This window comes from Nocardia halotolerans, assembly GCF_042650145.1.
In the GTDB taxonomy this organism is placed as follows: Bacteria; Actinomycetota; Actinomycetes; order Mycobacteriales; family Mycobacteriaceae; genus Nocardia; species Nocardia halotolerans.
On the sequence record NZ_JBHSDL010000009.1, the window covers coordinates 19,343 to 32,635 of the forward strand.

Annotated in this window: 13 protein-coding genes; 8 read left to right on the forward strand and 5 right to left on the reverse strand. The window is 69.8% G+C overall.

Going from position 1 to position 13,293, the window contains the following annotated elements; genetic code table 11:
- Window positions 1–13 precede the first annotated feature (13 nt).
- Window positions 14–364 carry an oxidoreductase gene (locus ACFO5K_RS09345; RefSeq protein WP_378559082.1) on the forward strand — a complete coding sequence of 117 codons (351 nt, stop codon included), beginning with the start codon at window positions 14–16 and terminating at the stop codon, window positions 362–364.
- Here the strand turns inward: ACFO5K_RS09345 and ACFO5K_RS09350 are convergent, their stop codons facing one another.
- On the reverse strand, window positions 365–1,873 hold the full coding sequence (locus tag ACFO5K_RS09350) for a leucyl aminopeptidase (RefSeq protein ID WP_378559085.1): 1,509 nt from the start codon (window positions 1,871–1,873) through the stop codon (window positions 365–367).
- A 130-nt stretch (window positions 1,874–2,003) separates the two neighbouring features.
- Between ACFO5K_RS09350 and ACFO5K_RS09355 the strand changes: the two genes are divergently transcribed.
- The 4 genes from ACFO5K_RS09355 to ACFO5K_RS09370 are packed head-to-tail and all read left to right on the forward strand — an operon-like array spanning window position 2,004 to window position 6,656.
- Window positions 2,004–2,795 (forward strand): hypothetical protein, encoded by a 792-nt coding sequence (locus ACFO5K_RS09355; RefSeq protein ID WP_378559088.1) that lies wholly within the window; start codon window positions 2,004–2,006, stop codon window positions 2,793–2,795.
- Window positions 2,792–3,877, forward strand: coding sequence for a hypothetical protein (locus ACFO5K_RS09360; RefSeq protein ID WP_378559091.1), 1,086 nt, complete (start codon window positions 2,792–2,794; stop codon window positions 3,875–3,877). Before ACFO5K_RS09355 ends, ACFO5K_RS09360 begins: the two co-directional genes overlap by 4 nt.
- Entirely contained in the window at window positions 3,874–5,355 is a 1,482-nt protein-coding gene (locus ACFO5K_RS09365; RefSeq protein WP_378559093.1) for a hypothetical protein, read from the forward strand. The genes ACFO5K_RS09360 and ACFO5K_RS09365 overlap by 4 nt, the downstream gene beginning before the upstream one ends.
- Entirely contained in the window at window positions 5,352–6,656 is a 1,305-nt protein-coding gene (locus tag ACFO5K_RS09370; RefSeq protein ID WP_378559096.1) for an AAA domain-containing protein, read from the forward strand. Before ACFO5K_RS09365 ends, ACFO5K_RS09370 begins: the two co-directional genes overlap by 4 nt.
- A gap of 177 nt (window positions 6,657–6,833) precedes the next feature.
- Here ACFO5K_RS09370 and ACFO5K_RS09375 read toward each other — a convergent pair whose 3' ends face one another.
- Window positions 6,834–7,298, reverse strand: coding sequence for a carboxypeptidase-like regulatory domain-containing protein (locus ACFO5K_RS09375; protein ID WP_378559099.1), 465 nt, complete (start codon window positions 7,296–7,298; stop codon window positions 6,834–6,836).
- 217 nt (window positions 7,299–7,515) lie between these two features.
- Between ACFO5K_RS09375 and msrA the strand changes: the two genes are divergently transcribed.
- Window positions 7,516–7,983, forward strand: a complete 468-nt coding sequence (msrA, locus tag ACFO5K_RS09380) for a peptide-methionine (S)-S-oxide reductase MsrA (protein WP_378559337.1) — start codon at window positions 7,516–7,518, stop codon at window positions 7,981–7,983.
- Window positions 7,984–8,133: 150 nt separating this feature from the next.
- On the forward strand, window positions 8,134–9,243 hold the full coding sequence (locus tag ACFO5K_RS09385; RefSeq protein ID WP_378559102.1) for a hypothetical protein: 1,110 nt from the start codon (window positions 8,134–8,136) through the stop codon (window positions 9,241–9,243).
- Between the two features lie 53 nt (window positions 9,244–9,296).
- Here the strand turns inward: ACFO5K_RS09385 and ACFO5K_RS09390 are convergent, their stop codons facing one another.
- The 3 genes from ACFO5K_RS09390 to ACFO5K_RS09400 form a co-directional block, all read right to left on the reverse strand.
- Window positions 9,297–9,545 (reverse strand): hypothetical protein, encoded by a 249-nt coding sequence (locus ACFO5K_RS09390; protein ID WP_378559105.1) that lies wholly within the window; start codon window positions 9,543–9,545, stop codon window positions 9,297–9,299.
- A 94-nt stretch (window positions 9,546–9,639) separates the two neighbouring features.
- On the reverse strand, window positions 9,640–10,299 hold the full coding sequence (locus tag ACFO5K_RS09395; RefSeq protein WP_378559108.1) for a nucleotidyltransferase domain-containing protein: 660 nt from the start codon (window positions 10,297–10,299) through the stop codon (window positions 9,640–9,642).
- 98 nt (window positions 10,300–10,397) lie between these two features.
- Window positions 10,398–11,948, reverse strand: coding sequence for a bifunctional phosphatase PAP2/diacylglycerol kinase family protein (locus ACFO5K_RS09400; protein ID WP_378559111.1), 1,551 nt, complete (start codon window positions 11,946–11,948; stop codon window positions 10,398–10,400).
- 220 nt (window positions 11,949–12,168) lie between these two features.
- Here ACFO5K_RS09400 and gcvT point away from each other — a divergent pair, with 220 nt between their 5' ends.
- Window positions 12,169–13,269 (forward strand): glycine cleavage system aminomethyltransferase GcvT, encoded by a 1,101-nt coding sequence (gene gcvT, locus ACFO5K_RS09405; RefSeq protein ID WP_378559114.1) that lies wholly within the window; start codon window positions 12,169–12,171, stop codon window positions 13,267–13,269.
- Window positions 13,270–13,293 lie beyond the last annotated feature (24 nt).

Here is a 13,293-nt window from a genome sequence, read left to right on the forward strand (position 1 = left end):
AAGGGCTGAGCCGGTGGGTTTGCTGGATCGATTCCGCGGTGGGCGTGGCAGGAGCAGGTCAGTCGCTCGTGACAACGCGTCGGAGGTACGTGCGCTCGCGGAGTGGGCGCGGGCTCGGCGTGGCGTCGAAGCGTTCATCGAACCGAAGACAACTGTGACCGATGTCACAGCGGTGCTGGTCGCGGCGGACGGCGAATGGACGCGTCGTCTCGTCGGTGAACGGGGTGCGCGCCGGCTCGCCGACGCGCTGCGGATACCGGTCTACGACGTGACCAAGACCGGGTACCCGCAGCGGATGCGCGACTTCGACGCCCGCCGCCGCATCGAGCGGCGCCGGGCCCGCGAAGCCGACCTCGAGGACTGACTACTCGGCGCCGATCTCCTCGATCACCGTGATCAGGGTGCGCACCGGCACGCCGGTGCCGCCCTTGCCGATGTAGCCGAACGGGCCGCCGGTGTTGTAGGCCGGACCGGCGACGTCGAGATGGGCCCACGGCAGGCCCTCGGGCACGAACTCCTTCAGGAACAGTGCCGCCGAGAGCATGCCGCCCCAGCGGTGCGGGGCCACGTTCGCCAGGTCGGCGACCTTGGAGTTGAGATCGGTGCGCAGCTCGGCGGGCAGCGGCATCGCCCAGCCGTTCTCGCCGACCGCGCGCGAGACGGTGGCCACGCGGTCGCGGAACTCGTCGGTGCCCATCACGCCGGGCGTGCGGGTGCCGAGCGCGACCATCTGGGCGCCGGTCAGCGTGGCCACGTCGATGAGGTAGTCGGGCTCGTCCTCGGCGGCGCGGACGATGGCGTCGGCCAGGATGAGCCGGCCCTCGGCGTCGGTGTTGATGACCTCCACGGTGGTGCCGCCGTACTGGGTGAGTACATCGCCGGGACGCTGGGCGGTGGCCGATGGCATGTTCTCGGCCATCGGCACGGTCGCGGTGACGGTGACCGGCAGGCCCAGGCGCGCGGCGAGCAGCACGGTGGCGATGACCGCCGCGGCACCGGCCATGTCGGAGGTCATGTTCTCCATGTTGGCGGCCGGCTTGATCGAGATGCCGCCGGTGTCGAAGGTGATGCCCTTACCGATCAGCGCCACCTTCTTCGGCCCGCCCGCGTAGGTGATGCGCACCAGGCGCGGCGGCCGCGAAGAGCCCTGGCCGACACCCACGATGCCGCCGTAACCGCCGGCGGCCAGCGCTGTCTCGTCGAGCACCTCGACCTCGAGTCCGGCGGCTTCGGCGAGCACGCGGGCCCGCTCGGCGAACTCGGCGGGGTAGAGCGCGCTCGGCGGGGTGTTGACGAAATCGCGTGCGGTGGCCACGGCTTCGGCGACGAGCTGGGCGCGCAACAGTTCCAGCACCCCGTATTCAGGCTCGGGAACGAGCAGTTCGACGCGCAGCACCGGCTGCTCTTCGGGCTTGGGCGCGCTCTTGGCCTTGAAGGTGGGGAAGGTGTACGCGCCGAGGTAGAAGCCTTCGGCCGCGGCACCCAGGTCGATGCCGGACAGGGTGGTGGCCACGAGTTCGGTGCCGGTGAGCGCGCGAGCGGCGGTTCCGGCACTACGGCGCACCTGTTCGGCGTCGAGCTTGTCGGTCGCGCCGAGTCCGACGGCGAGCACGCTGGTCACGTTCGCCAGGGCCGCGGGCGCGGGCACGCGGTGGAGCTCTTCCGGTTTGCCCTTGGCACCCACCGCGCCGAGTGCGTCGAGCAGCTCCGCGCGGACCTGTTCGGTGAGTACGTCACCGAACAGGTCCGCGGGCGCGAGCTGCGGCCCGTTCTCCGAGGAGGTCAACCCGATCACCAGCACATCGGTGTCGGCGGTGAGGGTTTCGATGCGTGCCAGTTCCGGTCCGAGTGAACGATCTGCGACAGCGGTCATCTGCCCAGATTATTCGGTGCCCGGTTCGGGTCGCACCGCGACGTCGTCGAGCGCGGATCGAGTGCCGTCGAGGACCGCGAATACTGGCATTCACTGGACAATGCTGGTAGCTGTGGATACGCTCCGAGCCGTGACGGACTCGGCCGAGGCGCTGGAGGCGCGCATCGCCGGTCTCCGGGCCGAGGTGCGTCGCGCCGCCGCCGGTGGAGACCGGGCACTGGCACGGCAGGCGCGTGCCGAACTGCGCCAGGCCGAGGCCGCGTGGGATGCGGTGGTACTCGGGTCGATCCCGGCCGACGAGGAGCCGCCCGAGGCGCCCGCGGTGCCGGTGCGTGAACACGTGCACCGGGCACTGACGTTGCTGTCGGTGCCGTCGTCGCCGAAATTGGTGCTGGCCACCCACGATGCGTTCTTCTCCGGTGAGTTGCTGGCCGCGCGGCTCACGAGCCTGCGCCGCGACGAGGAACGCTCGTTCCGGTCGTCGCCGTTCGCCCGGCCCTACTACCTGTGCGCGGCGCTCACCGCGGATCTGCTCGCGCCCGCTCGCGGGTTGATGGCGGTGAGTTCGTGGCCGTTGTCCCGGCGCATGGTGGGGCCGCTGAGTCCGCGGGTGGACCTGCTGACCTCGGCGATCCGGTTGGCCGAACACCTCGCGGCGCAGCCTGGCGCGCAACCGGCGGGGCTGCGCGTACTGTGGCGGCTCGCCGTGTCGATACCCGGGGTGTCCTGCACACCGGACGCACTCGATCCGGTGCTGGTGATCGAGGCCGCGCGGCGCGAGCTGGCGGTGCACGAGGACGAGGACGCGCGGCAACGGCTTTCGGCGGCGCGACGAGCGGCGGATCAGCTCACCGATCCGGCCGCACAACTATTCGGTGTTCGGCTCGGGATGGCCGATCGGCGACGAATCGAGGTGAAATGAGCACTCTCGCAGCACAGTTGGACAATCTGCGCGGCGCGGCGCCCGCGACCAGGCACAACGCGCGCACCATCGCCGCGCTCACGGCCAATCCCGGATGCGCCCGGCGGGCCCTGCTCGACGCGGCCGCGGTGGACAAGACCGTGATCGCCCAATCCCTGGGGTTCCCACCACAGTTCGGGCAGTCGCAGTTCGCCATCACCCGCGGCAACGCCTTCGAGGCGATGGTGAAGGCGAACGGGTGTGCCGAGCTGCTCGCCCTGCTGCGCGACACGCTGGGCCTCACGATCCCCGAAGTGGCCTACCACGACCTGAACTCGGTGGGTGAGAACACCGGCAACGCGGTGCGTTACCAGCGCACCAAACAGCTGTTGCAGAGCGCGATCGCCGCCGGTGACGGGACCCTGTTCGATCACCCCATGCTGCGCCTGGACATCGCCGGCGCCACCGCCTATCTCGAACCCGATGTGGTGGCCGTGCAGCTCGACGGCAAGTTCCATGTGGTGGAGATCAAGGCGTTCCCGGTGATCGACGGGCAGGCCGACCCGGCGCAGGTGGCCGCGGCCGCGCGCCAGTCGGCGGTGTACGTGATCGCTCTGCGTGAGCTGATGAGCGAGCTCGGGCAGTCGCCGGAGCTGGTGTCGCACAACACGATCCTGGTGTGCGCCAAGGACTTCACCAACCGGCCCACCGCCGCCCTGGTCGACCTGCGCAAGCAGCTGGCGGTGGTGTCGCGGCAGCTCACCCGGCTCACCGCGGTCCCGGACCTGCTCGAGCTGCTGCCGCCGGCGGCGAGTTTCGCGCCGGGTGCGGGTTTGGAACAGACGATCACCGCGATCCCGTCGCGGTACGCGCCCGAATGCATGTCGAGTTGTGAGCTGGCCTTCGCCTGCCGCGACGAGGCGCGCGGCTGCGGTTCACTCGACGTGCTGGGCCGTGGAATCTGCGACGAGGTCGGCGGGATCGACAGCATCGACACGGTGCTGGGCCTGGCCGACGGGACGCTGGAACCCGGGCCCGAGCACGCCGACATCACCGCCATGCTGCGCACCGCGCACCGGCTGCGCCGGGAAATCGCCGGATGAGCGTGCTGTCGGCCCTGGCCAAGGCCGAGGCCGTGCGGGCGGGACGCGCGCAGCCGACGGCGGCGGTGCGTCACCTGCATCTGGCCGACCGGCCGCTGGTCACCGTGCCGCTGCGGTTGGCCGGTGAGGCCGCGGCGCCGTTGGCGATCATGATCGGCGCGGCGCCCGATGATCAGAACGTGCTGATCGTGGCGCAGCCACGCGACCGGGTGTTGCGGTTGCGGTTCATCGAGCAGCTGGCCGAGGTGGTGCTGCCGTATCTGTCCTCGTTCCTGCTCGACACCGAGGAGCTCACCAGCAAGGCGGGCGAGACCTACACCCGCTGCCTGGACGCGCCGCAGCTGTGGACACCCAATCCCGGTGGGGTGAGCTTCCTGCAGCTGCTCGGCCGGTCGGTGCGGTTTCATCGCGTCGACGGTGACAACCCGGTGCCCGCATCGATTCCACTGCTCGGGCGCTGGCTCACCTGGTTCGGCGACCGTGCCGAGCACCCCGGTTCCGCGGTGCTGCCCGCGATGACCGCGGCGCTCTCGGCGCACTGGGCCTCGGGACAATCCGCCCTCGAGGACGGTAATCTCGCCGCGTTGCTCGGCTGGATCGACCCGCCCGCCGGGCTGACCGGTGCGCAGGCCGCCGCCTTGGCCGAGGACCCGTTGCTGTCACCGCCGGCGGGCCCGGCCACCGACCCCGGTTTCGACAACGAGGAACTGGCCCCGCTCATCGCCGCCTACAACGCGGCTGCCGACGAGACCGCGCGATCGGTCGCCGCCGAACGGCTCGAACAGTCGTTGCGCGGGCAGTTGGCACCGACCTGGCAGCTGATGTGGCGTTCGATCGAGTTGCTGGGCGCGCTGCCGGCCGGGGCGAGCGTCGAGAGCCGGTGGACCCAGGATCGTGGTGCTTTCTCGCGCTTCGCCGCCGAGGTGGCGCAGGGAGTTCCGCAGGCCCGCCGCGACTCCGCCGTCCCGGCCGTGCGCCGGCTGCTCGCCCGTGAGCGCGCGCTCGAGGCGTTGCAGGCGCAGTGCGCGTTCGACGATCCGCTGCTCATGCTCGGCCACCGGGTCACCGGTGCGGCTTTTCGCGGCGCCGTGGTGCACAGCGAACCCGAACGCCTGGATCGTTCGGGGGCACGCCCGAAACTGCGCCCGCACATCACAGTGCGCACCAGCGACCCGTTCACCGCGGTGGTCGGCGAAGAGCTCACCTGTGTGGAGCGCCCGAAGCAGACCGGGGAAGTCGTCGAGGTCGAAGGGGACACCATGGTGCTCGAACTCTCGGGTGGGATGGGGCGCAAATTGGTGCCCGACGCCGGGACCGTCCCCGAGTCCGGTGACGAACTCGGTTTCGCGCGGTTCAAGCCGTCACCGTTCAACGGTCAGCTGAATCTGCCCGAACTCGAAGAGACGCCGTGGACCCATGGCGGCCCGCCCCCGGAGTGGACACCGCCCACCGACGACGCGGACGAGGAGCTCTCGTGACCACTCCGGACGAGGCAGTCACCGGCATTCTCACCGACCTGCGTGACGACAGCCTGCGGGCCATCGTCGTCGACTCGCCGCCCGGTGCGGGCAAATCCACGCTGGTGGTGCGCGCGGCGCGACAGCTCGCCGAGGACGGCGAGCAGCGGATGATCGTGGCCCAGACCAACGAGCAGGTCGACGACCTCATCGACCGGCTCGCCGGTGCCGACCCCGCCCTGCGGATCGGGCGGCTGTCCAGCACCGCCTATGTGGCCAGCGAGCGCGTGGGCCGTCACGAACAGGTGCGGGTCGCCAAACAACCCGGTGACCTCGCCGACCGCACGATCGTGATCGGCACCGCCGCCAAATGGGCCACCATCACCGAGGGCAGCTGGTCGCACGCCATCATCGACGAGGCTTATCAGATGCGCTCGGACATGCTGTTGCGCATCGCGAATCGCTTCGACCGCGGACTGTTCGTCGGCGACCCGGGCCAGCTCGACCCGTTCGCCACCGTGGAGACCGCGCGCTGGGCCGGGCTCACCTGGGACCCGACGATGAGCGCGGTGAGCGTGATGCAGGCCAACAACGCCGACATCCCCACCCACCGGTTGCCGGTCTCGTGGCGGCTGCCGGCCACGGCCGCACCGGTGGTGTCCAAGGCGTTCTACCCGTTCACCGAATTCGAGTCCGGCACCGGGTTCGGTGACCGCCGGCTGGAATTCGGCACCCGTGGCATGGGCGGGCCGGTCGACGCGGTGCTGGAAGAGGCGGCCGAATCAGGTTGGGGCTGGTACGAATTGCCCGCCAGGCACGCTTTGCGCACCGATCGCGAAGCTGTCGCCGCGATCGCCGCGATCGCCGCGCGGCTGATCGAGCGCGGCGCCACCGCGCATTCGGAATCCGGCAGCCGGCCGGTGACCGTGGATCGGGTGGCCATCGGCACCGCCCACCGCGACCAGGCCGACGCCGTGCGCACCGCCCTGCGCGGTAGCGCGGCCGAACCGGTCACCGTCGACACCGCCAACCGGCTGCAGGGGCGCGAATACGACGTCACCCTGGTGTTGCACCCGCTCTCGGGGCGTCGCGACGCCAGCGCTTTCCATCTGGAAGCGGGCCGGTTGTGTGTGCTGGCCTCCCGGCATCGGCATGCCTGCATCCTCGTCGGCCGTGCGGGTATTCCCGAGCTGCTCGACGCGCACCCCTCGGCCGAACCGGTGCACCTCGGGGTGCCGGTGAAGTTTCCCGACGGGTGGGAGGCGAATCAGGCTGTGCTGAGCCACTTGTCGAACCACCGGGTCGCGGCGGCGGTGCACTGATCAGCGCTGCCGTCGTCACCGGCGGTGTCCATTGGCAGGGCGTCTGCGCGAACGGCTACAGCCCGAGCGGGGCCAGGTGTGCGCCGCCGCTCACTCGGTGGCCTGCCCGGTGCGGCCTGCTGTTGGTCCGCCGGATACCGGAACACAGACAAGGCCGCACCAAGCGACGCTCCGCCCTTACGTCGCCTCGTCGCCGACAGTGAACCGCACGGTCTTGAGAGTGGGCGTCGACAGTTCGACGTCGGTCGTGGTGACCGGTTGCGCTGTCGTCGCTGAGCGATAGGCGGTGACCTGGTAGTGCCCGGGCTGCAGCCCACGGAAGCTGACCTGCCCGGTGGCGCCGGTGGCCAGGTGGCGGTGGATCGAGTCACCGCACATGTCGTGTCCCGTGAGCACGACCTTTCCGCCGGGGACCGGTGCCCGCGACGCCGACTCGATCAGCACCGCGTCGATCTGGCCCACCGCGTACCGTGCGGGCGAATCGCGATGTAGCAGCTGCCTGTCCTGCCCGCACGTGGAGGACTGCGCGACCGAATCGTCGGGTCCGGCGGGATGCGCGCCCGCCGCGCCCACCGCACCGGCGACCAGTGCCGCCGTGAACAATCCGAGTGCCGAACACTGTGAAACCCCGAACCGTGGCATTGCGCCGAATTCCTCCTGTTTCCTCGGGTGATACTGGGGTATGCGAACTTGTTTGGACAACGTTCGGGCCGAAACTGTACTGGTGGGAATTTCCGGGCCGGAACCGGCGTTCCACAATGGCGGTTATGTCCGATCTGTGTGACCGTGTAGCTCTCATGAAGGAGGACGCGTGACCGAGACCCGCAAGGCGATTCTGGCCGGTGGATGCTTCTGGGGGATGCAGGACCTGATCCGCCGACAGCCGGGGGTGCTCGACACCCGCGTCGGCTACACCGGCGGCACCAACGACCACCCCACCTACCGCAACCACCCCGGCCACGCCGAGGCCGTCGAAATCGTCTACGACCCCGAACAGACCGATTACCGCGCGCTGCTCGAATTCCTGTTCCAGATCCACGACCCCACCACCAGGGACCGGCAGGGCAACGACGTGGGCGCGAGCTACCGCTCGGCGATCTTCTACCTCGACGACGAGCAGCGCCGCGTCGCCCTGGACACCATCGCCGACGTGGACGCCTCCGGGCTCTGGCCGGGCAAGGTCGTCACCGAGGTGACCCCGGCGGGCGAGTTCTGGGAGGCCGAACCCGAGCACCAGGACTACCTGCAGCGATACCCCGCCGGCTACACCTGCCACTACCCGCGTCCCGGCTGGAAGCTGCCCAAGCGGGAGAACGCGGGCTCCTAGACACATCGGGACACGGGCGCTCACCCAGGACGGGTGGGCGCCCGTTGTCTTTGTGCCATGATCGCCATGTCGGCGTGTGCACGTGGCGCCGGATCGGAACACTCATAACGGCGGCCGAGGTCGCCGCAGGCGATGAGGAGATCGGTTCGGATGGCGTATGGACAGCAACAACCCGGATATCAACCGGCGGGCCCGAATCTGAGCGTCGGGAACGCCCTCGGATACGCGTGGGACAAATTCAAGAACAATGCCGTGGTGTGGGTGGCGATCGTGCTGATCGCCTTCCTGATCCAGGTGGCGCTCAACCTCATTTTCGGCCAGGGCAATACGACCGACACCGATTACGACGACGGTGTCAGTTTCGGATTCGGCATCTGGCAGTTCATCGGCACCGTGGTGAGCACCATCGTCGGATACCTGATCTCGGCGGCCTTCGTGCGCGGCGCTCTGCACGAAATCGACGGGCGCAAGCCGACATTCGGTGACTTCTTCCAGTTCACCAAAGTGGGTGCGGTGATCCTGGCCGGTCTGCTGGTCGGCTTGGCGACCGGTATCGGTCTGCTGCTGTGCATTCTGCCGGGCATCGTGATCGCGTTCTTCACCTGGTGGACGATGCAATTCGTGATCGACCGCGATCAGGACCCGGTGAGCGCGATCAAGTCCAGCTTCTCGGCGATCTCGAGCAATGCCGGTCCGCTGCTGTTGCTGGCGCTGGCGCTGTTCGGCATCAACGTCGTGGGCGCCCTGCTGTGCGGCATCGGCCTGCTGGTGACCATTCCGTTGACCATCATCGCCTCCACCTACGCCTACCGGTTGGTCGTGGGCGGAACGGTGGTCGACGACGCGGGGACAGCCGAGCCGGGTTACCCGCCGCAGGGTGGTCCCGCGGGCGGATTCGGTGGACATCCGGGTGGCCCCGGCTATGGCGAGCCGGGTTACGGCGGCGGCCCCGCCGGTGGCCCAGGTTACGGCGGTCCGGGCACCGGTCCCGGTTACGGTGGCCCGGGCTCGGGTGGTCCCGGTTACGGCGGTCCGGGTTCGGGCGGCCCCGGTGCCGGTGGCCCGGGTGCCGGTGGGCCGGGTTATGGCGGTCCGGGTTACGGCGAGCCGGGTTATGGCGGTCCGGGCCAGGGCGGTTCCGGGTACGGCGAGCCCGGGTACGGCGAGCCCGGCCGAGGTGGACCCGGTGGGCCGGATTCAGGACCGGATCTGGGCAAGCCGGACGACCAGGGTTGGGGCAGGCCCGACGGCAATCGCTGACCGTTGAGCGAGCAGGGGCGTGCGATGAGGCCATCGCACGCCCCTGCTGCTGTCTACTCGCAGCCGTACCCGTCACCGTCGCGGTCGAGGCCGTAGTCGTCGGGGCCGATCACCCGGACGGGACCGGTGTACACGGGGCCGTTTCCGCTGCCGCCCTCGCAGTCGACATCGCTCACGATGGGTAGGCAGGGGGAGTAGGAGTCGTGGCAGTTCGAAGACTGCGCGGTGGCCACCGACGGAGTCGCGATCGCGAAGGCGAAGGCGGCGACGGCGGCGGTCCCGAGAGTAACGGCGAATTTCATTGTGCTCCGATCAATTGAACAGCGGCGCACAGTGTTTCACGTTTGGGCGATTTGCCGGAAATCTACGGTTCGGTACCAGTCGGTAGCTTCGGCGTCACTGCCCGGACGGCGCGGAACCGGTCGCGCGGGCGATCTCGGTCAGCCACGAGTGGCCCGGATGCACCCGGCCCAACCAGCTGTTCAGCCGGGCGAGCTGATAGCCGAGCAGCAGGGGCAGGATGCGGTGGAAGTCGTTGTCGTCCTTGGGTCGGTTGGCGCGAGCCTTGAACAGCAACACGACTTCGGGGACGAGGTAGGGGATTTCGGTGGTGCGCGAGCGGCGGAGGAGATCTGTGTACGGCAGCCGGATGGTGTTGTCACGTCGGCAGATCCAGGTGTTGCCGTCGTGGGGTTCGCGGAACACGTCGAGGTGGAAGGTGCCGGTCGACGGATCGCGCAACCAGGTCTGGTGCAGGTCGGCGCGCTCGGCGGCCTGGGCGTAGGGCCAGAGTGTGCCGTCGCCGGGGACATCCCACTCGTATTCGGGGAACACGGCCGCGATCTGCCGGAAAGCTGTTCGGGGAATGGAGATCTCGATGTCGTCGTGAGCGCGCGAGACCTCACCGGCGAACAGATCCAGTGCCCAGCCGCCGGCCACCGCCCACGGGACCGGGCTGGACGCGAGCCGCGCGGCGACCACGCTCGGTGTCCAGGGATCCCAGCGGTGGTCGGCTTCGTTCGCGCTGAACGCGTGGGCACCGTCCGGGGAGTTCATGATCCATCATGACCACAGCCGGGGGTGCGTGCGCAAGGTTGTTGTGGGCGATGGTGATCGAGGTGAGACGGGTTTGTGAGCGACCAGGGCAGTGGGTCTCAGCGCCGGCGATCGGCGAGCCACTGCAGCGGCCGGCGATGGTGCGGACGGGCGCGATTCTCCCAGCGCGGGTTGTCCTCGTCGCGGCGGTACACCGTCACGCGACCGGCGATGGCGAAACGGAGGTTCTTCGCCGAACCGATCACCTCGCCGTCGGCGGCCACCGACACCGGGGATTCCGAGGCGATGGTGAGCTCGTGGGTCTGGCGTTCGCCGTAGACCCGGCTGTGCCCGATCGCGGCGAGCATCAGTGCGAGTACCGCGCGGGTCCGGGAGAACCGCACGTCGGCGCGCAGCCAGCGCACATCGAGCAGCCCCTCGTCCAGCCGGGAACGGAAGGCGGGAACGGCGCCGTGCGGGTGGTAGGGGCCGTTGCCGATGAACAGGAACCACATGTCGTGCCAGCGGTCGTCGACCCGGATGCGGATCGGTTCGGCCCGGCGCAGCGTGACCACGAGCGCGGCGGCGAAGGCGGGCCACTTGCCCCAGCGGTCCTCCCACTTCTCCCGCAGCCGGACCAGCTCGGGATAGGCGCCGATGCTGGCGGTGTTGATCAGATGGTGGGTGCGCACCCCGGTGGGGGTGTCGAGTTCGACTGCGGCGATGTCGACTTCGACCGCTTCGCCCGCACCGGTGGCGTCGGCCACCTCGCGCAGGTCGTAGACGCCGAGGTCGCGGGCGAAGTGGTTCAAGGTGCCCGCGGGCACGACGACCAGCGGGAGGTCGTTGCGGATCGCGACGGCCGCGCCCGCGGCGATGGTGCCGTCACCACCGGCCGCGCCGACCGCCACCACCGACGGATCGATGGCTTCCTGCAATTGGTTCGCCGCGTCGCGGCCGAGGGCGGTGTGCAGCAGGGTCGCCGCGGGCAGCGCCTCGGCGATATCGGCGGTGGGATCGTAGTTGGCATCGCCGGAGCGCGGATTGATCAGCAGCAGCAGGCCCTTGCCCTCGGCCAGGATCGGGGCGTTCTGCACAGCGTGTGCCTCGGCCTCGTCGGATTCGCGGATCGGCCACCAGCGTCGCGTGGTCAACGCCACCGCGGTGCCGACACCGGCGCCGACGAGCACATCCGAAGGCCAGTGCGCGCCGGTGTGGACCCGCGAATACGCCACCGCCGCGGCGACCGGCGCGATCGCGAGGGCGGTGCGCGGGCTCTCCAGGGCGACGGCCGTGGCGAAGGCAGCCGCGTTGGCGCTGTGGCCCGACGGGAACGACGAGGAGGCGGGCGCGTCGATGAGCCTGCGCCCGCGCGGCATCAGTTCCGCGGGCGGGCGACGGCGCGGAATCAGGGTCTTGAGCACGAAATTCACCGTCAGGCTCGTGCCGGCCAGGGCGATCACTCCCCGCAGGGCGGCGCGGCGGGGCGGGCCGGGTGTGGCCGCCAGCACCGCCGCGGCCGCCAACCACAGACCGCCGGTGTTGGCCGACCTGGTCAGTCGCAGCATGCCGCGATCGACCGACGATTCCGGTATGCGGGACACGGCCAGGCTCACGGCTTCGTCCATTCGCGCGACATGACCGAACCTGGCGCGGGGCAACTCACTCACAGTTCGAAGACTACAGTCGTTGCCCGGCTGCAACTTTCGAAGCGACCATCGCCACCCGCGCACCCCTCGAAGCCGGGTCGCGACGGTCTTCGACTCCACCGGTCTGCGGACATTGACGTTCGTGATTCTCGCATGGTTGCACGATGCGCGATACCCGCGTACGCGCCCCCAAAAGCAGGGGCACACCGCCGCATCTGCCCTGCGGCGATAAGCTCGGGCCATGACCGACAACGTACTGCTCGAAGGCCCCATTCACGCCGTCCATGTCGAACTCGGAGCCACTTTCGCTCCGTTCGGCGGCTGGGAGATGCCGGTGCAGTACGGCGGCACGGTCGGCGAGCACAACGCGGTTCGCGACGCGGTCGGCCTGTTCGATGTGAGCCACCTCGGCAAGGCGACGGTGGCCGGGCCGGGTGCGGCGGCGTTCGTGAACTCGGCGCTGACCAACGACCTGGGCCGGATCCGGCCCGGCAAGGCGCAGTACACGCTGTGCTGTGCGGCCGACGGCGGGGTGATCGACGACCTGATCGCCTACTACGTCAGCGACGACGAAGTGTTCCTCGTGCCCAACGCGGCGAACACGGCCGCGGTCGTGGCCGAGCTGCGCAAGGCGGCGCCCCCGGCGATCACGGTGACCGACGAGCATCGCGACTACGCGGTGTTCGCTGTTCAGGGCCCGAAGTCCACCGAGGTGCTCACCGCGCTCGGACTGCCGACCGACATGGAATACATGGCCTACGTCGACGCCGAATGGAACGGTCGGCCGGTGCGCGTGTGCCGGACCGGCTACACCGGTGAGCAGGGCTACGAACTGCTGCCCGAGTGGGACGATGCCGAAGCGGTGTTCCGGGCCCTGCTCGAGCAGGTGCGCGCCGCCGGTGGTCAGCCCGCCGGCCTCGGCGCCCGCGACACCCTGCGCACCGAGATGGGTTACCCGCTGCACGGACACGAACTCTCGCTCGACATCAGCCCGGTTCAGGCCCGCGCCGGCTGGGCGGTCGGCTGGCAGAAACCGCAGTTCTGGGGCAAGGTCGCGCTGGCGCAGGAGAAGGCCGACGGTCCACGCCGCACCCTCATGGGTCTGCGCGCGCTCGACCGCGGTGTGCTGCGTCAGGGGCAGAGCGTGCTGCGCGACGGCGAACCGGTGGGCGAAACCACCTCGGGCACCTTCTCACCCTCGCTGAAGGTGGGCATCGCACTCGCCTTGCTCGACACCGAGGCGAAGCTCGCCCCCGGCGACGAGGTGGAGGTCGACGTGCGCGGGCGCCGGTTGCGCTGCGAGGTGGTCAAGCCGCCGTTCGTCGACACCAAGACGAAGTGACCGGATTGCCCGGAGTTAGGATCG